Origin of the sequence: Dietzia sp. WMMA184 (assembly GCF_002441635.1) — a bacterium.
Classification (GTDB): Bacteria; Actinomycetota; Actinomycetes; order Mycobacteriales; family Mycobacteriaceae; genus Dietzia; species Dietzia kunjamensis.
In genome coordinates, this window is sequence record NZ_NXEI01000001.1 from 510,770 (window position 1) to 533,189 (window position 22,420).

At 72.2% G+C, this 22,420-nt stretch carries 21 protein-coding genes; all 21 read left to right on the forward strand.

Translation table 11 applies throughout. The annotated features are described in order from the left end of the window. The 21 genes from nusB (at position 1) to CK206_RS02460 (ending at position 22,375) form a co-directional block, all read left to right on the forward strand. Positions 1-579, forward strand: coding sequence for a transcription antitermination factor NusB (gene nusB, locus CK206_RS02360; RefSeq protein WP_096905425.1), 579 nt, complete (start codon positions 1-3; stop codon positions 577-579). A 69-nt stretch (positions 580-648) separates the two neighbouring features. After that, positions 649-1,233, forward strand: coding sequence for a bifunctional pyr operon transcriptional regulator/uracil phosphoribosyltransferase PyrR (pyrR, locus tag CK206_RS02365; protein ID WP_067717941.1), 585 nt, complete (start codon positions 649-651; stop codon positions 1,231-1,233). After that, positions 1,230-2,171 (forward strand): aspartate carbamoyltransferase catalytic subunit, encoded by a 942-nt coding sequence (locus CK206_RS02370; RefSeq protein ID WP_067717943.1) that lies wholly within the window; start codon positions 1,230-1,232, stop codon positions 2,169-2,171. The genes pyrR and CK206_RS02370 overlap by 4 nt, the downstream gene beginning before the upstream one ends. After that, on the forward strand, positions 2,168-3,493 hold the full coding sequence (locus CK206_RS02375; protein ID WP_069389336.1) for a dihydroorotase: 1,326 nt from the start codon (positions 2,168-2,170) through the stop codon (positions 3,491-3,493). The genes CK206_RS02370 and CK206_RS02375 overlap by 4 nt, the downstream gene beginning before the upstream one ends. After that, positions 3,490-4,038, forward strand: a complete 549-nt coding sequence (locus CK206_RS02380) for a hypothetical protein (RefSeq protein WP_067717949.1) — start codon at positions 3,490-3,492, stop codon at positions 4,036-4,038. Before CK206_RS02375 ends, CK206_RS02380 begins: the two co-directional genes overlap by 4 nt. After that, positions 4,035-5,243 carry a glutamine-hydrolyzing carbamoyl-phosphate synthase small subunit gene (gene carA, locus CK206_RS02385; RefSeq protein WP_067717951.1) on the forward strand — a complete coding sequence of 403 codons (1,209 nt, stop codon included), beginning with the start codon at positions 4,035-4,037 and terminating at the stop codon, positions 5,241-5,243. Before CK206_RS02380 ends, carA begins: the two co-directional genes overlap by 4 nt. After that, the gene (carB, locus tag CK206_RS02390; RefSeq protein WP_096905426.1) at positions 5,243-8,605 is read left to right on the forward strand and encodes a carbamoyl-phosphate synthase large subunit; all 3,363 of its coding nucleotides are present in this window, start codon (positions 5,243-5,245) and stop codon (positions 8,603-8,605) included. Before carA ends, carB begins: the two co-directional genes overlap by 1 nt. Further along, positions 8,602-9,447: an orotidine-5'-phosphate decarboxylase gene (gene pyrF, locus CK206_RS02395; RefSeq protein ID WP_096905427.1), complete on the forward strand. Its 846-nt coding sequence runs from the start codon at positions 8,602-8,604 to the stop codon at positions 9,445-9,447. Before carB ends, pyrF begins: the two co-directional genes overlap by 4 nt. A gap of 412 nt (positions 9,448-9,859) precedes the next feature. After that, positions 9,860-10,183, forward strand: coding sequence for an integration host factor, actinobacterial type (gene mihF / locus CK206_RS02400; protein WP_007631925.1), 324 nt, complete (start codon positions 9,860-9,862; stop codon positions 10,181-10,183). 7 nt (positions 10,184-10,190) lie between these two features. After that, positions 10,191-10,793, forward strand: a complete 603-nt coding sequence (gene gmk, locus CK206_RS02405) for a guanylate kinase (protein WP_096905428.1) — start codon at positions 10,191-10,193, stop codon at positions 10,791-10,793. A gap of 72 nt (positions 10,794-10,865) precedes the next feature. Continuing rightward, a complete protein-coding gene (gene rpoZ, locus CK206_RS02410; RefSeq protein ID WP_061228655.1) occupies positions 10,866-11,150 on the forward strand; it encodes a DNA-directed RNA polymerase subunit omega in 285 nt (94 codons plus the stop codon). Then, the gene (gene coaBC / locus CK206_RS02415; protein WP_254050457.1) at positions 11,147-12,427 is read left to right on the forward strand and encodes a bifunctional phosphopantothenoylcysteine decarboxylase/phosphopantothenate--cysteine ligase CoaBC; all 1,281 of its coding nucleotides are present in this window, start codon (positions 11,147-11,149) and stop codon (positions 12,425-12,427) included. The genes rpoZ and coaBC overlap by 4 nt, the downstream gene beginning before the upstream one ends. 42 nt (positions 12,428-12,469) lie before the next feature. Then, positions 12,470-13,699, forward strand: coding sequence for a methionine adenosyltransferase (metK, locus tag CK206_RS02420; protein WP_096905429.1), 1,230 nt, complete (start codon positions 12,470-12,472; stop codon positions 13,697-13,699). A gap of 44 nt (positions 13,700-13,743) precedes the next feature. Then, complete coding sequence (locus CK206_RS02425; protein WP_096905430.1) at positions 13,744-15,789, forward strand: primosomal protein N'; 2,046 nt, start codon at positions 13,744-13,746, stop codon at positions 15,787-15,789. 102 nt (positions 15,790-15,891) lie between these two features. Further along, complete coding sequence (gene def / locus CK206_RS02430; RefSeq protein WP_096905431.1) at positions 15,892-16,446, forward strand: peptide deformylase; 555 nt, start codon at positions 15,892-15,894, stop codon at positions 16,444-16,446. 3 nt (positions 16,447-16,449) lie between these two features. Next, complete coding sequence (gene fmt, locus CK206_RS02435) at positions 16,450-17,382, forward strand: methionyl-tRNA formyltransferase (RefSeq protein ID WP_096905432.1); 933 nt, start codon at positions 16,450-16,452, stop codon at positions 17,380-17,382. Continuing rightward, positions 17,379-18,896 carry an RsmB/NOP family class I SAM-dependent RNA methyltransferase gene (locus CK206_RS02440; RefSeq protein ID WP_096905433.1) on the forward strand — a complete coding sequence of 506 codons (1,518 nt, stop codon included), beginning with the start codon at positions 17,379-17,381 and terminating at the stop codon, positions 18,894-18,896. Before fmt ends, CK206_RS02440 begins: the two co-directional genes overlap by 4 nt. Next, the gene (locus tag CK206_RS02445) at positions 18,889-19,833 is read left to right on the forward strand and encodes an alpha/beta hydrolase (RefSeq protein WP_096905434.1); all 945 of its coding nucleotides are present in this window, start codon (positions 18,889-18,891) and stop codon (positions 19,831-19,833) included. Before CK206_RS02440 ends, CK206_RS02445 begins: the two co-directional genes overlap by 8 nt. Before the next feature lie 66 nt (positions 19,834-19,899). Beyond that, positions 19,900-20,568, forward strand: coding sequence for a ribulose-phosphate 3-epimerase (rpe, locus tag CK206_RS02450; protein ID WP_067716379.1), 669 nt, complete (start codon positions 19,900-19,902; stop codon positions 20,566-20,568). Positions 20,569-20,687: 119 nt separating this feature from the next. After that, the gene (gene ribD / locus CK206_RS02455; RefSeq protein WP_096907235.1) at positions 20,688-21,734 is read left to right on the forward strand and encodes a bifunctional diaminohydroxyphosphoribosylaminopyrimidine deaminase/5-amino-6-(5-phosphoribosylamino)uracil reductase RibD; all 1,047 of its coding nucleotides are present in this window, start codon (positions 20,688-20,690) and stop codon (positions 21,732-21,734) included. Further along, entirely contained in the window at positions 21,734-22,375 is a 642-nt protein-coding gene (locus CK206_RS02460; RefSeq protein WP_096905435.1) for a riboflavin synthase, read from the forward strand. Before ribD ends, CK206_RS02460 begins: the two co-directional genes overlap by 1 nt. Positions 22,376-22,420: the final 45 nt, after the last annotated feature.

Sequence of the window (22,420 nt, forward strand, 5' to 3'; positions counted from 1 at the left end):
ATGTCGGAAGACGTCGACCACCGCCGTCGCGGATCACGCTACCGGGCGCGCAGGCGCGCGGTCTCGCTGCTGTTCGAGGCGGAGCTACGTGACGCGGACGTGGTGGCGCTCGCCGAGGAGCGTCGGCAGATGGGCGAGGACTCCCAGGAGTTCCACGACGTCGCGCCCTACACGATGGAGATCGTCACCGGCGTCGCCGAGCGGCTCGACCGCCTCGACTCCACCATCACCGAGCACCTGAGGGAGTGGACGCTGGAGCGGCTGCCCGCCGTCGACCGCGCGGTCCTGCGCGCCGGTGCGTGGGAACTGCTCTTCGGCTCGGACGAGGTGGACGCCGCCGTCGTGATCGACCAGGCGGTCCTACTGGTGTCCGACCTGTCCGCGGAGAAGTCGGTTCCGTACGTCAACGCGGTCCTCGACCGCGTGGCCGGCCTGGCCCAGCACATCAGGGCCGCCGAGCGGGCCGTGGCGGGCCTGGACACCCCGTCCGCCGACGTTGCCTCCGAGGCCGCCGGCGACGTGCCCGGAGACGTGTCGGAGGCCACATCCGCCGATCCCGGAACGGACACCGCGGACTGATAGAGTTCGGGACCGAAAGCTATCCCTTTAACGAGCCGTCCAGCGAGGCGGACAAGGAGGTGGTGATCGGTGAGCGCTGACGGTTCGCAAGAGAACTCGGTGTCACTCTTCACGTCCGACGACGTCGCCAGGACGGTGTCCCGCCTGGCACATCAGATCATCGAACGCACTGCTGCGGACGCGCCCGATTCGGGCCCCGTGGTGCTGCTCGGAATCCCCACCCGCGGGGTGCCGCTCGCCGCCCGACTCGCCGAGAGGATCCGTGAGTTCAGCGGCGCGGACGTCCACGCCGGGGCCCTCGACGTCACGCTCTACCGCGACGACCTCGCCGGAGGCCCGCACCGGCCGATGAACCCCACGCGGGTCCCGTCGGCCGGGATCGACGGCGCGACGGTGATCCTCGTGGATGACGTCCTGTTCTCGGGCCGGACCATCCGCGCGGCGTTCGACGCCCTGCGCGACCTCGGTCGACCGGCGCGGGTCCAGCTCGCCGTGCTGGTCGACCGCGGGCATCGTGAACTGCCGATCCGGGCCGACTACGTGGGCAAGAACGTCCCCACCTCCCGCGACGAGGGAGTGTCCGTCCGGCTCACCGAGGTCGACGGGGTCGACGCCGTGGTCCTGCGGCGTCCGGACGCGGAGAGGACGAGATGAAGCACCTGCTCTCGGCCGCCGACCTCGACCGCGACTCGGCCCTGTCCATCCTCGACGAGGCGGAACGACTCAAGGAGACGCTCCTCGGTCGCGAGGTCCGCAAGTTGCCGACACTGCGGGGCAAGACCGTCCTCACCGTGTTCTACGAGAACTCCACCCGCACGCGGGTGTCGTTCGAGACGGCCGGCAAGTGGATGAGCGCGGACGTCATCAACGTCTCCGCCAGCGCCTCCTCGGTCCAGAAGGGCGAGTCGTTGCGCGACACGGCGCTCACCCTGACCGCCATCGGCGCGGACGCCCTCATCGTGCGTCACCCCGCCTCCGGGTCCGCTCAGCAGATCGCCGGGTGGGTCGCGCCGGGTGGCGTCGGCCCGTCGGTCATCAACGCCGGTGACGGGATGCACGAGCACCCCACCCAGGCCCTGCTCGACGCCATGACCCTGCGTGAACGCCTCGGCGGGATAGACGGACGCCGGGTGGTGATCGTCGGGGACATCCTGCACTCGCGCGTCGCCCGGTCCAACGCCCTGTTGCTGTCCACGTTGGGCGCCGAGGTGGTCCTCGTCGCCCCGCCGACCCTGCTCCCGGTGGGAGTCGACGGCTGGCCGGTCCGCGCGTCGACCGACCTCGACGCGGAGTTGGACGGTGCGGACGCCGTCATGATGCTGCGCGTCCAGGCCGAGCGGATGAACGGTGGGTTCTTCCCGTCCGCCCGCGAATACGCGGTGCGCTACGGGCTCGGGCCGACGCGCGCCGCCCGGCTCCGCGACGACGTCGTGGTCCTGCACCCGGGTCCGATGGTCCGTGGGATGGAGATCGGCTTCGACACCGCCGACGCGCCGTCCTCCGCGATCCTCCAGCAGGTCACCAACGGCGTGCACGTGCGCATGTCGGTCCTGCTCCACACTCTCGTCACGGCGGAAGGAACCCCTGAGTGAGCGCCCCCCACACACCGACCCTGTTGCTACGGCGGGTGCGTCCCTACGGCGAGGGCGACCCGGTCGACGTCCTCGTCCGCGACGGCGTCGTCGCCGCGATCGGTCCGGACGCGGGCGGGTCCGTGGACCTGTCCGCGCCGGGCACCGAGGTCCTCGATGCGGACGACGCCGTGCTGCTGCCGGGGTTCGTCGACCTGCACACCCACCTGCGTGAACCCGGTCGCGAGGACACCGAGACCATCGCCTCGGGTTCTGCCGCCGCGGCCCGCGGGGGGTACACGGCGGTGTTCGCCATGGCCAACACCCAACCCCCGCAGGACAACCAGACGGTGACCGACTCGGTCTGGCGGATCGGCCGCGAGGTCGGACTGTGCGACGTGCACCCCGTCGGCGCCGTCACCGTGGGTCTCCAGGGTGAGCAGCTCACCGAGATGGGGCAGATGGCCGCGGGGGAGGCCCGCGTCAGGGTGTTCTCCGACGACGGGATGTGCGTCCACGACCCGCTGGTGATGCGTCGAGCCCTGGAGTACTCGGCCGGATTGGGCGTCCTCGTCGCCCAGCACGCCGAGGAACCCCGACTGACCGGCGGCGCCGTGGCCCACGAGGGGCCCCACGCCGCACGCCTGGGACTGACCGGATGGCCGCGGTCGGCGGAGGAATCGATCGTCGCCCGGGACGCGATCCTGGCCCGCGACGCCGGCGCCCGCGTGCACATCTGCCACGCCTCCACGACCGGCACCGTCGAACTGCTGCGGTGGGCCAAGGACCAGGGGATCTCGATCACCGCCGAGGTCACCCCGCACCACCTGCTCCTCGACGACTCCCGGCTCGAGACCTACGACGGTGTCTACCGGGTCAACCCGCCCCTGCGCGAGGCACACGACACCCTCGCGCTGCGCGAGGCGCTGAGGTCCGGCGTGATCGACTGCGTCGCCACCGACCACGCCCCGCACGCCGCGCAGGAGAAGTGCTGCGAGTTCGCCGCCGCCCGGCCGGGCATGCTCGGACTCGAGACCGCCCTGCCGATCGTCGCCGCCCTGCTGGTCGAGACCGGGGACATGACCTGGCGGGACCTCGCCCGTGTCATGAGCACCCGGCCCGCCGAGATCGCCGGCCTGTCGGACCAGGGGCGACCGATCGCCGTAGGGGAGCCCGCGAACCTCGTCGTCGTCGACCCCGACTCCCCGTGGACCGTCGTCGGCGACGCGCTCGCAAGTCTGTCCGCCAACACCCCCTACGAGGGAATGACATTCGCGGCCAGGGTCGTCGGCACCGTGTACCGGGGCCGCCTGACCACCCGCGACGGAGAGGTACTCGCATGACCCAGGACTACTGGACCGTCATCATCGTCATCGCCGTGCTGCTCGCGCTGATCGGTCTGATGACGCTGGGATGGCGGAACCGTAGCCGGTCCCAGGCCGGGCTCTTCGACGAGCTCCCCACCCCGCCCGCCGACCCGGGCGAGATCGTCCTGGGGCCGCTGACCGGTGTGTACATCGGCAGCACCGTCGCGGGGGACTGGCAGGCCCGGATCGCCCGCCCGCCCCTCGGCCACCGCTCCGCCGGCACCCTGACCGCCCACACCGGCGGCATACGCCTCGAGCTGGCCGACGCCGTCGTGTGGATCCCCCGCGCCGACCTCGTCGACGTGCGCCGCGCCTCGGCGCTGGCCAACAAGACCGTGCCCGGCGGCGGCATCCTCGTCGCGCGATGGCAGGTGACGGGCACCGACGGCCGAACGCTCGTCGACTCCGGTTTCCGGGCGGACGACAAGGACACCTACCCCCGCTGGGAGGCGCTGCGCGGAGACGCCGACCCCTCCGACACGCCCACCGACTCCAGCTCCACCACCGAGGAGAACCAGTGACACCGCACAGCACCACGCCCGCGCCGCAGGCGGGCCCGCAACCCGCCGCGCTCGTCCTCGAGGACGGACGCATCCACCGCGGCACCTCCTTCGGTGCGACCGGGACCACCCTCGGGGAGGCCGTGTTCACCACCGGCATGTCCGGCTACCAGGAGACCCTCACCGACCCCTCCTACTGCCGGCAGATCGTCGTGGCCACCGCGCCGCAGATCGGCAACACCGGCTGGAACGACGAGGACGGCGAGTCCCTCCTCGACGGTGAGGCCCGCGGGGGCCGGATCTGGGTCTCCGGCTTCGTGATCCGCGACCTGTCGCGACAGCCCTCCAACCACCGGTCCAGCCGCAGCCTCGAAGACGAGATGGCCGCCCAGGGCGTGGTCGGCATCGCCGGTATCGACACGCGCGCCGTGGTCCGCCACATCCGGGAGCTCGGGGCCATGAAGGCCGGGATCTTCTCGGGCGACGACCTGACCGACGACGAGACCATGCTCACCGCGGTCCGGGCCCAGGAGTCCATGGCCGGCGCGTCGTTGTCCGACGAGGTCTCCACGCGCGAGGCCTACGTGGTGGAGCCGGAGGGCGAGGCGTCCTACACGATCGCCGCGCTGGACCTGGGGATCAAGACCAACACCCCCCGGATGCTCACCGAGCGTGGGGTCCGCGTCCACGTCCTGCCCGCCGACTCGACGCTGCAGGACATCCTCGACCTCGGCGTCGACGGGGTGTTCCTGTCCAACGGTCCGGGCGACCCGGCGACGGCCGACCACGCGGTACACCTCACCAAGGAGGTGCTGGGCCAGGGGATCCCCTTCTTCGGCATCTGCTTCGGAAACCAGATCCTCGGCCGGGCTCTGGGGCTGGAGACCTACAAGATGCAGTTCGGGCACCGCGGCATCAACATCCCGGTGATCGAGAAGGCCACCGGCGCCGTGGCCATCACCTCCCAGAACCACGGGTTCGCGCTGCGCGCCCCGGAAGGTGACACCTGGCAGACCCCGTGGGGCACGGCCGCCGTGACCCACGTGTGCGCCAACGACGGCACCGTCGAGGGCGTCGCCCTGGTCGACGGCAGCGCCTTCTCCGTCCAGTACCACCCCGAATCCGCGGCGGGCCCCCGGGACGCCGCCGACCTCTTCGACCGCTTCGTCAGCCTGCTCGAATCCTCCGACCTCGGCTCCGCAGACTCCAGAAAGGGTTCGAACTGATGCCCCGGCGCACAGACATCAACCACGTCCTCGTCATCGGCTCCGGGCCGATCGTCATCGGCCAGGCCTGCGAGTTCGACTACTCGGGCACCCAGGCGTGCCGCGTGCTCAAGTCCGAGGGCCTGCGTGTGACCCTGGTCAACTCCAACCCGGCCACGATCATGACCGACCCGGAGTTCGCCGACGCCACCTACGTCGAGCCCATCACGCCCGAGTTCATCGACAAGATCCTGACCAAGGAGGCCGCCGACGGCCACCCCGTGGACGCGGTGCTCGCGACCCTCGGTGGGCAGACCGCGCTGAACGCGGCCATGCAGCTGGACGCCCAGGGGCTCCTCGACAAGCACGGGGTCGAACTCATCGGCGCGGACATCCCCGCCATCAACCGCGGCGAGGACCGGCAGACCTTCAAGGACATCGTGGCCAGCGTCGGCGGCGAGTCGGCCCGCAGCGCCGTCTGCCACACGATGGAGGAGGTCCATGCCACCGTCGCCGAGCTGGGGCTGCCGGTCGTGGTCCGGCCCTCCTTCACCATGGGCGGCCTCGGCTCGGGTCTGGCCTACACCACCGAGGACCTCGAGCGCATCGCCGGCGGCGGGCTGTCCGCCTCGCCGACCGCGAACGTTCTCATCGAGGAGTCCATCCTCGGGTGGAAGGAGTACGAGCTCGAGCTGATGCGCGACAACAAGGACAACGTCGTCGTGATCTGCTCGATCGAGAACGTGGACGCCCTGGGTGTGCACACCGGCGACTCCGTCACCGTCGCGCCGTCGATGACGCTGACCGACCGCGAGTTCCAGAACATGCGCGACCTGGGCATCGCGATCATCCGCGCCGTGGGCGTGGACACCGGTGGCTGCAACATCCAGTTCGCCATCAACCCCGTCGACGGCCGCCTGGTCGTGATCGAGATGAACCCCCGGGTCTCGCGGTCCTCCGCGCTGGCCTCCAAGGCCACCGGCTTCCCGATCGCCAAGATCGCCGCACGGCTGGCCATCGGGTACTCGCTCGACGAGATCACCAACGACATCACCGGCGAAACCCCCGCGTGCTTCGAGCCGACCCTCGACTACGTGGTGGTCAAGGCGCCCCGGTTCGCCTTCGAGAAGTTCCCGGGTGCCGACGACACCCTCACCACCACCATGAAGTCGGTGGGCGAGGCCATGAGCCTGGGGCGCAACTACCGGGAGGCCCTCGGCAAGGTCATGCGGTCGCTGGAGACCAAAGCCTCGGGATTCTGGACCCTGCCCGACGAGACCATCGCACCCGGGCGCTCCACCGACGTGGATGCGGTGCTCGCCGACCTGGTCCGTCCGACCGAGGGCCGGATGTACGACGTCGAGCTGGCGCTGCGCCTGGGGGCGACGGTCCAGCAGGTCCACGAGGCCTCCGGCATCGACCCGTGGTTCCTCGAGGAGGTGGCCGAGCTCGTGGACCTGCGCCGCGAGATCGTCGACGCCGCCGTGCTGGGCGCGGACCTGCTGCGTCGGGCCAAGCACAACGGTCTGTCGGACGCGCAGATCGCCGCCCTCCGGCCCGAGTTCGCCGGTGCCGAGGGCGTGCAGCGCCTGCGCCACCGGCTGGGGATCCGGCCCGTCTACAAGACGGTCGACACGTGTGCCGCGGAGTTCGAGGCCAAGACCCCGTACCACTACTCGACCTACGAGCTCGACCCCGCCGCCGAGTCCGAGGTCGCCCCGCAGACCGAGCGCGAGAAGGTGATCATCCTCGGTTCCGGGCCCAACCGCATCGGCCAGGGCATCGAGTTCGACTACTCCTGCGTGCACGCCGCCCTGACGCTGTCCGAGGCCGGGTACGAGACGGTCATGGTCAACTGCAACCCGGAGACGGTCTCGACCGACTACGACACGGCCGACCGGCTGTACTTCGAGCCCCTGACGTTCGAGGACGTCATGGAGGTCTACCACGCCGAGTCCGAGTCCGGCACGGTCGCCGGGGTGCTGGTGCAGCTCGGTGGCCAGACCCCGCTGGGGCTGGCCGCGCAGCTCGAGGCCGCCGGCGTGCCCATCGTGGGCACCAGCCCGTCCGCGATCGACCTGGCCGAGGACCGCCGCGAGTTCGGTGAGGTGCTGGTCCGGGCGGGGCTGCCGGCCCCGGCGTTCGGCACCGCGATCAACGCCGACGAGGCCACCGCCATCGCCGCCGACATCGGGTACCCGGTCCTGGTGCGCCCGTCCTACGTGCTGGGCGGCCGGGGCATGGAGATCGTCTACGACGAGGGCTCCCTGCGCTCGTACATCGACCGCGCCACCGAGATCAGCCCGGACCGACCGGTGCTGGTGGACCGCTTCCTCGACGACGCCGTGGAGATCGACGTCGACGTCCTGTGCGACGGCACCGAGGTGTACCTGGGCGGCGTCATGGAGCACATCGAGGAGGCCGGCATCCACTCCGGCGACTCCGCCTGCACGCTGCCGCCGATCACCCTCGGGCAGGACGACATCGACAGGGTCCGCCGCTCCAGCGAGGCGCTGGCCATGGGCATCGGCGTCAAGGGCCTGATGAACGTGCAGTACGCCCTCAAGGACGACGTGCTCTACGTCCTCGAGGCCAACCCCCGGGCCAGCCGGACGGTGCCCTTCGTGTCCAAGGCGACCGGTGTGCACCTTGCCAAGGCGTGTGCCCGCATCATGCTGGGCGAGTCGATCGCCGACCTGCGCGCGGAGGGGCTGCTCCCGTCCGACCGGGACGGCGGCTCCCTGCCCGCGGACGCCCCCGTCGCCGTCAAGGAGGCGGTGCTGCCGTTCAACCGGTTCCGCACCCCAGAGGGCGACACCGTGGAGTCCCTGCTCAGCCCGGAGATGAAGTCCACGGGTGAGGTCATGGGCATCGGCCCGGACTTCGCCGTGGCCTTCGCCAAGGGCCAGCTGTCCGCCGACGGCGTGCTACCGCTGTCGGGCACGGTGTTCGTCTCGGTGGCCAACCGGGACAAGCGGTCGATGGTGTTCCCGGCCCAGCGGCTGGCGGCGCTCGGGTTCACGGTGCTGGCCACCGAGGGCACCGCGCTCATGCTCCGCCGGTACGGCATCGCCTGCGAGACCGTGGCCAAGCTGACCGAGTCCGGCACCGGCCCGGTCTACGAGGACGGCCGGCCGATCCGCACGATCGTCGACCGAATCAACGCCGACGAGGTGGACCTCATCCTCAACATCGCCTCGTCGACCGGGGGCACCCGTGCCGACGGCCACGAGATCCGCTCCGCGGCGATCTCCCGCCGCGTGCCCTGCGTGACCACCGTCCAGGGCGCCACCGCGGCGGTCCACGGGATCGAGGCCATGCTGCGCGGCGACGTCAGCGTCAGCCCCCTGCAGGAGCTGCACGCCGGGTACGCGGCGCGGTGACGACTACCGCGGCCCCGTTCGGCGCCCGCCTGCGCAGGGCGGTCGCCGAGCGGGGCAACCTCTGCGTGGGCATCGACCCCCACCCGGCGCTGCTGGAGGCGTGGGGCCTGGGCGTCGACGCGGCCGGTGTGGCGGAGTTCTCGCGGCGGTCGCTCGAGGCATTCGGGGACCTGGTCCCCGCGGTCAAACCCCAGGTGGCGTTCTTCGAGGAGTACGGGTCCGCCGGGTTCCGGGTCCTGGAGGAGCTGCTGGGCGCGATCGGCGAGCGCGGGGCGCTGTCGGTGGCCGACGCCAAACGCGGCGACATCGGCTCCACCATGGCCGGGTACGCCCGCGCGTGGCTGCGGGACGGGTCCCCGCTGGCCTGCGACGCGCTCACGGTGTCCCCGTACCTCGGGGTGGGCGCACTGGACGCGGCGTTCGAGACGGCGGCCTCCTCCGGCCGGGGCCTGTTCGTCCTCGCCCGGACCTCCAACCCGGAGGCCTCCGCGCTGCAGGCGTCCGTGGGCGGCTCCGGGACCGTCGCGCAGACGGTCGTGGACGAGGTGTCCCGCCGGAACGCGGGCGCCGGAGCGGACGCGCCCGGGTCCTTCGGGGTGGTCGTGGGTGCCACGGTCGCCGACCCGCCGGACCTCGGCGGCCTCCGCGGGCCCGTCCTGATGCCGGGGGTGGGGGAGCAGGGGGGCACCCTCGACGACGTGGTGCGCATCGCCGGTCCCGCGCTTCCGGACACGCTCGTGAACGTCTCCCGGCACGTGCTGCGGGCGGGCCCCGACGTGGGGGCGATGCGCGCGACGGTCGTCGAACTGGCCGCACGGTACAGGTTCGCCGACGACTCGTGAGTGGCCAGGTCCCACTCGGGTGTACCGGCGTCCCACCGGACACGGCCACCGACCTCCGGACTCGCGGGAATCGGGCGGTTCACGTCGCGCCCCGGGACGGGCGGCGCTAGGGTGCGATACAACCTCGAACCGTCAATTCGCAGATCAGACGGGGTGCCACAGCGGGACCCCGTCTGGTACCCGGCCGGTCGGCCGCGTACTGTTGCTGAGGTCATCAGGCCCGGAGCCGTGGAAGTCTCCCTCGGGGGCGGCGGAACCGCCCGGGTACGGTGAGCACGAGGGAGCGCCCGCTCCCGGAGGTGTTCCGCAGCCCGCGGACGCGCCGGGGCCGGTCACCGCACACCAGGCGGGGGTGTCCTACGGTGGACATCCGCGTGAGTCATGAGACACACACGAACGAGACGGAGGAATTGTGGCCCTTCCCCAGTTGACCGATGAGCAGCGCGCTGCTGCTCTGGAGAAGGCGGCTGCCGCCCGTCGCGCCCGGGCTGAGCTCAAGGAGCGCCTGAAGCGTGGCGGCACCGACCTCAAGCAGGTGCTCAAGGATGCCGAGAGCGACGAGATCCTCGGCAAGATGAAGGTCTCGGCGCTGCTCGAGGCCCTGCCCAAGGTCGGCAAGGTCAAGGCTCAGGAGATCATGACCGAGCTCGAGATCGCGCCGACGCGTCGTCTGCGTGGTCTCGGTGACCGCCAGCGTCGCGCACTGCTCGAGCGGTTCGACTTCACGGTCGACTGATCGACGCATGAACACACCGTCATCCGGGGCCACCCCGGAGACGACGGCGAAGAGGGGCCGGCTGATCGTCTTGGCCGGCCCCTCCGCCGTCGGGAAATCAACCGTCGTCGCCCGTCTCCGCGAGTGCGTCCCCGACCTCTACTTCAGCGTGTCGATGACCACACGGGACCCGCGGCCCGGGGAGGTCGACGGCCGCGACTACTACTTCGTGTCCACCGAGGACTTCCGGAAAGCGGTATCCGAGGGTCGGATGTTGGAGTGGGCGGAGATCCACCGCGGACTGCAGCTCTCCGGGACCCCCGCCGATCCGGTGCACCGCGCGCTCGAGGCGGGACGACCGGTCCTCATCGAGGTGGACCTCGCCGGGGTGCGCCAGATCCGCGAGTCGATCCCGGAGGGCAGGACCGTGTTCCTCGCCCCGCCGTCGTGGGAGGAACTCGAGGTCCGGCTGCGTGGCCGGGGCACCGAACCGCAGGACGTGGTGGGCCGCCGACTCGAGACCGCGAAGGTCGAGATGGAGGCCCGCGGAGAGTTCGACGAGGTCGTCGTCAACGACGAACTCGAAAAGGCCGTGGACGAGTTGGTATCATTGCTGGTCGGCCGCGACTAGCGGCGAGCCAAGCGTCACCAGGGTGTCATCGACGACACCGACCCCAGGCAGTACCCCAGAGGAGAACCCATAGTGGCCACCACCGAAGCCGCAGCGGCCACCCCGCTGTACGACACCCCGATCGGCATCACGAACCCCCCGATCGACGAGCTGCTCGAGCGGGCGTCCTCGAAGTACGCACTCGTGATCTTCGCCGCCAAGCGCGCGCGCCAGATCAACTCGTACTACAACCAGATCGAGGAGGGCATCCTCGAGTACGTCGGCCCGCTGGTCGACCCGGGGCTGCACGAGAAGCCCCTCACCATCGCGCTGCGTGAGCTGCACTCCGACCTGCTCGATTGCGCCGAGGGCGAGTGAGCCCCTCCGGGGACGACATGCGCAGCCCGCGCGTCGTCGTCGGAGTCGGCGGCGGGATCGCCGCCTACAAAGCATGTGGCCTCATCCGGTTGCTCACCGAGTCCGGATGCCACGTCGACGTCGTCCCCACAGAGGCGGCCCTGCGATTCGTCGGGTCCGCCACCTTCGAGGCGCTGTCCGGGAACCCGGTGTCCACCGGGGTGTTCTCGGACGTGCCCTCGGTCCGCCACGTCGCCCTCGGGCAACGGGCGGACCTCGTCGTCGTCGCTCCCGCCACCGCGGACCTGCTGGCCCGCGCGGCGAGCGGGCGCGCCGACGATCTCCTCACCTCCACACTCCTCACCGCGCGGTGTCCGGTGCTCCTCGCCCCGGCCATGCACACCGAGATGTGGGAGCACCCCGCGACGCGTCGCAACGTCGACACCCTCCGAGGCGACGGCATCCACGTCATGCCGCCGGCGTCCGGCCGGCTCACCGGCGCCGACACCGGCGCGGGGCGACTACCGGAGCCCCCCGACATCGCGCGGTTGGCCCGGCTCCTCCTCGACGGCGGATCACTGCCGTGGGACCTCGCCGACACGCGCATCGTCGTCACCTCCGGAGGTACCCGCGAAGAAATCGATCCCGTGCGCTTCCTCGGTAACCGCAGCTCGGGCAAGCAGGGCCACTCGATCGCGGCGGTCGCTGCCGCCCGGGGAGCCAGGGTGACCCTGGTGACATCCTCCGATCTGCCCACCCCGCCCGCGGTCGAGGTCGTCCACATCGAGTCCGCCCTCGAACTGCGGGAGCAGACGCTGCGCGCAGCCGCGCGGGCGGACGTGGTCGTCAAGGCCGCCGCCGTCGCCGACTTCCGGCCGTCCGACGTCTCCGATTCCAAGCTCAAGAAGGGCAGCGGATCGGAGCCCGCGGTAATCCGCCTCCGGCGGAACCCAGACATCCTCGCCGACCTGGTCTCCGCGCGTGCGGCGGGGGACGTCCCGGCCGACTGCGTGCTCGTGGGTTTCGCCGCCGAGACCGGGGACGCGTCGGGCACGGTCCTCGAGCACGGCCGCGCCAAGCTCGCCCGGAAGGGGTGCGACCTCCTCGTCGTCAACGAGGTGGGACGGGACACCACCTTCGGACAGGACGTCAACGGCGGCTGGATCCTCGACTCGGGCGGCGGCGAGACGGCCCTCGAGCGCGCCAGCAAGGACCTCCTGGCCGACCGTCTACTCGACGCGATCGTGGGGATCGCTCGCGGGCGGACCGGGCGGAGTGACGCAGACCGCACCGACTAGTCTGTCCCCACGCGATCGGCAACGATCACACGCGATCCCACCATGGAAGAGAGAACCACTGTGACGCAGGCACGTCGGCTGTTCACCAGCGAGTCCGTGACCGAGGGGCATCCGGACAAGATCTGTGACGCGATCTCAGATTCGATCCTGGACGCGATGCTGGAGCAGGACCCGGCGGCCCGGGTGGCCGTGGAGACGATGGTCACCACCGGCATGGTCCACGTGGCCGGCGAGGTCAAGACCACCGGTTACGTGGAGATCCCGCAGCTCATCCGCGACAAGATCGTCGAGATCGGATACGACTCCTCGGACAAGGGCTTCGACGGCGTCTCCTGTGGCGTCTCGATCTCCATCGGGCAGCAGTCGCCGGAGATCGCCCAGGGCGTGGACACCTCCCACGAGGCCCGCACCTCCACGGACTCGGTTGAGGACGCCATCGCCCGCCAGGGCGCCGGCGACCAGGGCCTGATGTTCGGCTACGCCTGCTCGGACACCCCCGAGCTCATGCCGCTGCCCATCGCGCTGGCCCACCGCCTCTCGCGGCGGCTGACCGAGGTCCGCAAGGACGGCACGCTGGCCTACCTGCGCCCGGACGGCAAGACCCAGGTCACCATCGAGTACGACGGCGACCGCGCGGTCCGGCTGGACACCATCGTCATCTCCACCCAGCACGCCGACGGCATCGACCTGGAGACCACCCTGCGCGACGACCTCACGCAGCACGTGATCGACCCGGTCCTGGCCGAGGCCGCCGGTGGGATCGACACCGCCGACTTCCGGCTGCTGGTCAACCCGACCGGCCGGTTCGTCCTCGGCGGCCCGATGGGCGACGCCGGCCTGACCGGACGCAAGATCATCGTCGACACCTACGGCGGCATGGCCCGCCACGGTGGCGGCGCCTTCTCCGGCAAGGACCCGTCCAAGGTGGACCGCTCCGCCGCCTACGCCATGCGCTGGGTCGCCAAGAACATCGTCGCCGCCGGCCTGGCCGAGCGCGTCGAGGTCCAGGTCGCCTACGCCATCGGCAAGGCCGCCCCGGTCGGACTGTTCGTCGAGGCGTTCGGCACCGAGAAGGTCGACATCGACCGACTCCAGCAGGCGGTGACCGAGGTGTTCGACCTGCGGCCCGGTGCGATCATCCGCGACCTGGACCTCAAGCGCCCGATCTACGCCCCCACGGCCGCCTACGGACACTTCGGCCGCACCGACATCGACCTGCCCTGGGAGCGCACCGACCGCGTCGACGAACTCAAGCAGGCCGCCGGACTCTGACGCTGCCGCCCCGTGTGTCGTAGCGGGGTGCGAGTATTCCGGACGTGACCACCACGCGCCCAGCGACCCGGGTCGCGGCGGCAGATTCCCCCGTGGCCCGGGTCCTGCCGTTGCTCGGGGTCTTCCATCTCGACCGGGAGTTCGACTACCTGGTCCCCGAGTCACTCTCCGCCGAGGCGGCCCCGGGCGTGCGGGTGCGGGTGAGGTTCGCCGGCCGGTTGGTCGACGGTTTCCTCGTCGAGCGGCGCGCGCAGACCGATCACCAGGGGGAACTCGCCTGGCTCGAGCGGGTCGTGTCACCCGAGCCCGTCCTCACCCCGGACCTGCTCCGGTTGGTCGACCTGGTCGCACGGCGGTGGGTGGGTATGCGCTCGGACGTGATCCGGTTGGCGATCCCGCCGCGCCATGCCGCCGCCGAGAAGTCCGTTCCCGAACCGGGGCCGCCTCTGGGGGTGTCGGTGGGGCCGGTAGAGATGCCGGAGGGGTGGGGCGACCACCCGATGGTCGCGAGGTTCCTCGAGGCAGCGACCGGCGCCGTCCCCGCCCGCGGGGTGTGGACGGTCCCACCGGGCCGGGACTGGGCCGGTGCCCTGGCGACCCTCGCCGACTCACTGCGTCGTCGTGGGCTCCAGGTCCTCCTGGTCGTCCCGGACCAGCGGGACGTCGACCGCCTCACCGCGGCCTGTCGGGAGGTCGTCGGCGGCGGCGCGGCCGGTCGGGACCTCGTCACGGATCTGTCCGCCGGGGTCGGGCCGTCCGCCCGGTACCGACGCTGGTTGCGGGCGATCCGCGGCCACGCCCGGATCGTCGTGGGCACCCGGAGCGCGGTCTTCGCCCCCCTGCCCGAACTCGGGCTCATCGTGCTGCACGACGACGGGGACGACTCGTTCGTCGAGCCGCGTGCCCCGTATCCCCACACGCGTGACGTCGCCGCACAGCGATCGGCCCTCGAGGGCGTACCCCTGCTGCTGTCGTCGGTGGACCGGACCCCCGAGGTCGCCGAGTACGTCCGCTCCGGGTGGGCGCACGAGATCCGCCCGCGCCCCGGACTGACCCGCGAGCTCGCGCCCCGCGTGGTCGCCGTGACCGACGCCGACCCTGTGCAGGCCCGCGACGTCGCGGGGGGCCGCACGCGGCTGCCCGCCGTGGCGTTGACGATGGCCCGGGAGGCGATCGACGTGGACGCCCCGGTCCTCGTACAGGTGCCCCGCAAGGGGTACATCCCCACGCTGCTCTGTGGGTCGTGCCGGACCCCGGCGCGGTGTCGCCGGTGCAACGGCCCGCTCCGCGCCGGGCGGATGGACGAGGTCCACGGGCCGGTGGAGCTGGCGTGCGGGTGGTGCGGGGCCCCCGAGCCGAGCTTCCGCTGCGTGGCCTGCGGATCGCGGGCGCTGCGGGCCGGCGTCGTGGGGGCCGGCCGTACGGCGGAGGAACTGGGGAGGATGTTCCCCGGTGTCCGGATCCGCACGAGCGGGGGAGGGGAGATCCTGGACACCGTGCCCGCGAGCCCGGCGATCATCGTGACCACCCCGGGAGCGGAACCGGTCGCCGAGGGCGGGTACGGGGCCGCACTGCTCCTGGACTCGTGGGCGCTCCTCGGCCGACCCGACCTGCGGGCCGTCCAGCACGCCCTGCGCCTGTGGATCGGGGCAGCCGGTCTCGTCCGTCCCGCCGACGAGGGGGGCAGGGTGTTCCTGTCCGCCGAGTCCGAGTCCGCGGTCGCCCAGGCGCTGGTCCGGTGGGATCCCCAGGGCTGGGCGGAGCGCGAACTCGCGGACCGCGCCGAGGTCGGGTTCCCGCCGGCGGTGCACATGATCGCGGTCGACGGGCCGGCCGCTGCGCTCGCCGAGGTCCTCGAGGACTTCCGCCTCACGGACAGTGTCGAGGTCCTGGGTCCGGTGGATCTGCCCGCCGGGGAGGAGCTCCCCGGTCATGACGAGGTGGAGGACCCGGAGCGGGTGCTGTTCCGGGTGCCCCCGCCCGTCCTCGCCGAGGTCGCGGCAGAGCTCCGGGCACTGGTCCTCCGACGCTCCGGACGCCGCCACACCCACCCCGTCCGGGTGCGGCTGGACCCGGTCCACATCGGTTGACCGGTCTGCCGAAGGTCCGGCCGACCGCCGACGACGGCGCACGCCGACGGAGCGCCTAGAATGGCCGTTCAGCACCGACGCCTGCCAGGAGACCCGATACGCATGCCCGTCCATCCCGTCCGGCTCTTCGGGGACCCGGTCCTCCGGACCCCCGCCGACCCCGTCACCTCCTTCGACGACAGGCTGGCACGCACCGTGGCGGACCTCATGGACACCGTCGCGCGCGAGGAGGGTGCCGGGCTCGCGGCGCCCCAGATCGGGTTGTCCACCCGTGTGTTCGTCTACAGCTGCGGCGGGCGGGAGGGTCACCTGGTCAATCCCGAGTGGGAGCCGATCGGCGAGGAGAAGACCCACGTCAACGAGGGCTGCCTGTCCATCCCCGGGGTCTCCCTGCCCACCGAGCGGTTCGCCCGCGTCCGGGCGCGCGGTGTCGACGTGCACGGCGCGCCCGTCAGCTTCGAGGCCGAGGGCATTCTCGCCCGCGCCGTCCAGCATGAGACCGACCACCTGGACGGGGTGCTGTTCCTGCAGCGCCTCACCCCGGAGCGCCGACGCGAGGCGATGGCCGAGGTCCGCTCGGCCAGCTGGTTCGGCAGCGCGGCGGTCAGCGGCGGCGTCATCTACGACACGCTCTCCGACGCGATGGCGGTGAGGTGAGAAGTGCGTCTCGTCTTCGCCGGCACCCCGGAGGTCGCCGTCCCGTCCCTGCAGGCGCTGCTCGACAGTGACCGTCACGAGGTCGTCGCCGTCGTCTCGCGTCCCGACGCCCGCACCGGCCGCGGTCGGGGACTGTCCCGCAGCCCCGTGGCTACCGCGGCCGACTCTGCGGGCATCGAGGTCCTCACCCCGCCGAACGCCCGCGACCCCGAGTTCGAGGAGCGACTGCGCGCGCTGGCACCCGACGCGGTGCCGGTGGTCGCCTACGGCCACCTCGTTCCGCGCCCCGTCCTCGACATCCCCACCCACGGGTGGATCAACCTGCACTTCTCCCTGCTCCCCGCATGGCGGGGGGCCGCCCCGGTCAACGCCGCCGTCGCCGCCGGTGACGAGGTCACCGGCGCGACCACCTTCCTGCTGGACGAGGGCATGGACACCGGCCCGGTCCTGGGGACGATGACCGAGACCGTCCGGCCCCGCGACACGGCCGGGGACCTCCTCGGCCGACTCGCGGTGTCCGGCGCCGGGCTGCTCGCGGCGACCCTGGACGGGATCGAAACGGGAGAGCTCCGCGCGGTTCCCCAACCGGCCGACGGCGCCTCCCATGCACCGAAGCTCACGGTCGACGACGCGCGGGTGCGGTGGAGCGATCCCGCCCTGGCCGTCGACCGGCACATCCGGTCGGTCACCCCGGCGCCGGGCGCCTGGACGACGCTCGGCGGCGAACGGGTGAAGATCGGCTCGGCCCGCCCCGCCGAGGACGCGCCCACGGACCTCGGGCCCGGCCGCATCTCGTGGGACAAGCGGTCGTTCCTCGTGGGCACCGCGACGGTACCGATGGCGATAGAGACCATCCAGCCCCCCGGCAAGAAGATGATGAACGCACTGGATTGGGTGCGCGGCGCCCGCCTCGACGAGGCCGCGGTGTTCGAGTGAGCGCCGACGACCGGAAGAGCCGCGGGCAGGGTCCCGATCCCCGCCGCGGTGGCGGCCGGGGACGCCCGAAGAGCGGAGGAGGCAACCGCCCGCAGTCGGACCGCCGGCGACGTCCGGACTCCCGGCCGCAGAAGCAGCAGGAAGAACAGAAGCAGCCCCGTCCCGACGCCAGGACCGTCGCGCTGGCGGTCATGGCGGCCGTGCGAGAACGCGCCGCCTACGCCAACCTGGCCCTGCCGGCGGAACTGCGCCGCGCCAAGCTGGACACACGCGACGCGGCGCTGGCCACGGAGTTGACCTACGGCACGCTCCGTGCACAGGGACTGCTCGACCGGGTGATCGTGCTCGCGGCGTCCCGGCCCGTCGAGGAGATCGACCCGCCGGTCCTCGATCTCGTGCGGCTGGGCGCCTACCAACTGCTGTTAACCCGAATCGGTGCGCACGCCGCCGTCGACACCGCCGTCGAGGCCGCGCGCACCGCCGGCCTGGGCCGGGCGGGCGGGTTCGTCAACGCGGTCCTCCGCAAGGTCGCCGCCCGCGACCTCGACTCCTGGGTCGACGCGCTGCGCGACGGTGTGACCGACCCCGTGGCCCGGATCGCCATCGGCACCGCGCACCCGGAGTGGATCGCCCGCGCGTTCGCGGACTCGCTCGGCGCCGCCGCCGGGGAGCTTCCCGAGTTGCTCGCCGCCGACGACGCCCGGCCGAAGGTCCACCTGGCCGCCCGCCCCGGTGCCATCACGGGCGAGGAACTGGCACTGATCACCGGCGGTACGGAGGGTGAGCTGTCCCCGTACGCGGTGCACCTGGACTCCGGGGACCCCGGGACGCTCGACGCCGTACGGGAGGGGCTCGCGGCGGTCCAGGACGAGGGCAGCCAGCTCGTGGCGCTGGCCGCCGCCCGCGCCCCCCTGAGCGGTCCGGACTCCGGGAGGTGGCTCGATCTGGCCGCCGGGCCCGGCGGGAAGGCGGTCCTGCTGGGCGCGCTGGCGGAGATAGAGCAGGCGACGCTCACCGGGGTGGAGATCTCCGAGCACCGCGCCGACCTGGTCCGCGGCGCGACCAAAGACTTGCCGGTGACCGTGCACACGGCCGACGGACGCGACCCGGGTCTGGAGCCGGGGTTCGACCGGGTATTACTCGACGCCCCGTGTTCCGGCCTCGGCGCGCTCCGCCGTCGTCCCGAGGCGCGGTGGCGCAAGACCGCCGCCGACATCCCGGGCCTGGTCACGCTCCAGCGTGAACTCCTCGAGTCGGCCCTACGTCTGGTCCGACCGGGCGGGGTGGTGCTGTACGCGACCTGCTCGCCCCACCTCTCGGAGACAGTGTCGGTCATCCGCGAAGCCGCCCGGCGTGACGACGTCGAACTCCTCGACGTGCGTGACATCCTCGCGGAGGTGGTCGGCCGTCCGGTCGACGGACTGGGCGACGGCCCGTGGGTGCAACTGTGGCCGCACCGGCACAGCACAGACGCGATGTTCATGGCGGCACTTCGACGGGGTCACGATGCGTGAGGACGCGCAGTTCAGCTCGCACGGGGTACGGTGCTCGGCCTGGGTCTACCGCCCGGACGCGCCGTCGGGCGAACCTGCGGGCCCGGCACCAGCCACCCCCGCACCAGCCACCCCCGCGCCGGCCATCGTCATGGCACACGGCTTCGGGTGCATCCGGGACCTGCGCCTACCCGCGTACGCCGAGCGCTTCCGGGACGCCGGCTTCGTCGTGGTGGTCTTCGACTACCGGCATTTCGGCGCCAGCGACGGACAACCCCGGCAACTCCTCGACATCGGCCGCCAACTCGACGACTGGCGGTCAGCCCTGGCCTTCACCCGGTCGCTGCCCGGCGTCGATCCGGACCGCGTCATCGCGTGGGGCACGTCGTTCTCGGGAGGTCACGTCCTCACCCTCGCCGGCACGGGGGAGCGGCTGGCGGGAGTCATCGCCCAGGTCCCGCATGTGAGCGGTCCGGCCGCGGTCAGGGCGACGGGGCTCGCGGCGGCGCTCCGACTCGGCCCGGCCATCGTCGACGACCTGTGGCGCTCGCTCCGGCGTCGCGAGCCCCGGTACGTGCGTCTCGTCGGACGACCGGGGGACACGGCGGTCATGACGAGTCCGGACGCCGATCCCGCGGTGAATCGGCTCGCGGCCGACTCGGGACTGCGCCGCAGTGAATTCCGCGACGACGTCGCAGCACGGATCCTGGCACGGATCGGCTTCTACTCGCCGATGCGGCACACGCGGCGGATCACCTGCCCGACGCTGGTGCAGATCGCGACGGAGGACGCCATCACCCCCGCGGCGACCGCGCGTCGGGCGGCGCAGCGGATCCCGCGCGGCCGCTACCTGGAGTACCCGTGCGAGCACTTCGACCCCTACGTCGACCCGCACTTCGAGCGCATCATCGCCGACCAGCTCGAGTTCCTGACCTCGGTCACCGGCTCCGTCGACTGACCGGTCCGCGGGCCGCCGTCCCATGTCGGCGGAGCAGCCCGGACGGGCCCGCCTAGACTGGTCGTCATGTCGTACCAGCCGCTCATCGCGCCGTCGATCCTGTCCGCCGACTTCGCCCGTCTGGACCGCGAGATCGAGCGCATCCCGTCCGCCGACTGGATCCACGTGGACGTCATGGACGGTCACTTCGTGCCCAACCTGTCCTTCGGTGCGCCGGTCGCGAAGGCGGTCGGGAGGGTCACGGACAAGCCGATGGACTGCCATCTCATGATCACCGACCCGGCGCGCTGGGTCGGTGACTACGTGGACGCCGGCGCGTTCAACGTCACCTTCCACGTGGAGGCCACCGACGACCCGAAGGCCGTCGCCGACCTGCTGCACGCCAGGGGGTGCAAGGCGGGTATCTCCATCAAGCCCGGGACCGCCGTCGAGCCGTACCTCGACCTGCTCGACCACGTGGACCTGGTCCTGGTGATGAGCGTCGAGCCCGGCTTCGGCGGCCAGAAGTTCATGCCCGGGGTGTTGGACAAGGTCCGCACGCTGCGCGCCGAGATCGACCGCCGTGGCCTCGACGTGCACATCCAGATCGACGGTGGCATCGACGCGGGGACGATCGCCGAGTGCGCGGCGGCGGGGTGCGACGTGTTCGTGGCCGGTTCGGCCGTCTACGGTGCCCCGGATCCCGACGCGATGATCGGGACCCTGCGCTCCGGGGCCCTCGCCGCGCGGGCGTGACGGTGCCGGACGTGCCGGACGTGCCACAGGGCCCGAACGGGCCCGGGGTGCCGAGCGGGCCCGGGGTATCAGCGACGGGCGGGGCCGACCCCGCCGACCGTCGTCGCGAGCGGGACGCCCTGGCCCGGGCTATCGCCGTGTCCGCCTCCGCGTTGGGGGTGTGCACCCCCAACCCGCCGGTCGGTGCGGTGGTGCTCGACGCCGCCGGAGAGGTCGTGGGCATCGGCGCGACCGAGGCCCCGGGCGGACGGCACGCCGAGGTGGTGGCGCTGGACTCCGCCGGGGACCGCGCGCGCGGTGGGACGATCGTGGTCACCCTCGAGCCGTGTGACCACCACGGGCGCACCGGTCCGTGCACCTCCCGCATCGTCGCCGCCGGGCTCGCCCGCGTGGTCTACGCGGTGTCCGACCCCAATCCGGTGGCGTCCGGCGGAGCCGGGACCCTGCGGCGCGAGGGGGTCGAGGTGGCACGAGCCGACGACGACGAGGTGAGCGCCGCCCGCAGCGGCCCGCTGAGGGCGTGGCTCCACCGTCAGGACCACGGCCGCCCCCTCGTCACCTGGAAGTACGCGGCGAGTCTGGACGGCAGGGTAGCGGCTGCGGACGGGTCGAGCAAGTGGATCACCGGGCCGGTTTCGCGCCGCCACGCCCACGCCAGACGACAGGAGATCGACGCCCTCGTCGTCGGTACCGGAACGCTGCGCGCCGACGACCCCGCGCTGACCGCCCGCACCGACGACGGCCGGCCCGCCCCCCGCCAGCCCCTCCGGGCGGTGATGGGGCTGAGCCCCGTGCCCGCGGACGCGACGATGCGCGGCACCGACGGCCGGTTCCGACACCTGGCCACCCGCGATCCCGCCGAGGCGCTGGGACTTCTCGGCGAGGTCTCCCACGTCCTCGTCGAGGGCGGCCCCAGGCTGGCGGGGGCGTTCCTCGCCGCCGGACTCGTCGACGAGATCGACGCGTACCTCGCGCCCCTGGTGCTCGGCGCCGGGCGGTCGGCGGTCTCCGGAGCCGGGGTGGACACGCTCGCGGCCGCCCACGGTTTCCGGATCCGCGGGACCACCGTCCTGGGCGACGACGTCCACCTGCGCTTGACACGACCCGGCCTGACACGATCCGCCACCGCGACCACGCCGACCGCACCGACGAGAGGACCCCGCTGATGTTCACCGGAATCGTGGAGGAGCTCGGAACCCTCGACTCGGTCGAGACGACCGGCGACTCCGCGCGCCTGCGCATACGGGGGCCCCTGGTCACCTCGGACGCCCACCACGGTGACTCGATCGCCGTCAACGGGGTGTGCCTGACCGTCACCGGCTGGGAGCCGGGGGAGTACTTCGAGGTGGACGTGATGGCCGAGTCGCTCGACCGGACCGCGCTCGGTGCACTGTCACCGGGCGACCCCGTCAACCTGGAACGCGCCATGCGCGCGGACGCCCGGTTCGGCGGTCACATCGTCCAGGGCCACGTCGACGGCACAGGCCACGTGATCAGCCGCGACGAGCACGAGCACTGGCACGTCGTGCGCATCTCGCTGCCGGGTGACCTCGCGCGGTACGTGGTCGAAAAGGGGTCGATCACCGTCTCCGGAACCTCGCTGACGGTCTCGGCGGTCAGTGCCGCGGACGAGCCGGAGCCGTGGTTCGAGGTGTCCCTCATCCCCACGACGCTCGCCGACACGATCCTCGGGGGACTGAGCGCGGGCGACCCCGTCAACCTGGAGGTCGACGTGCTGGCCAAGTACGTCGAGCGGCTGCTGGGCGGACGCGGTGGGGGTCCCACTGACCCGATGCGCCATACTTGAACCCGCGCCCGCGGCCTCCGCCCGGGCCCGCCAGACCTAGGAGAA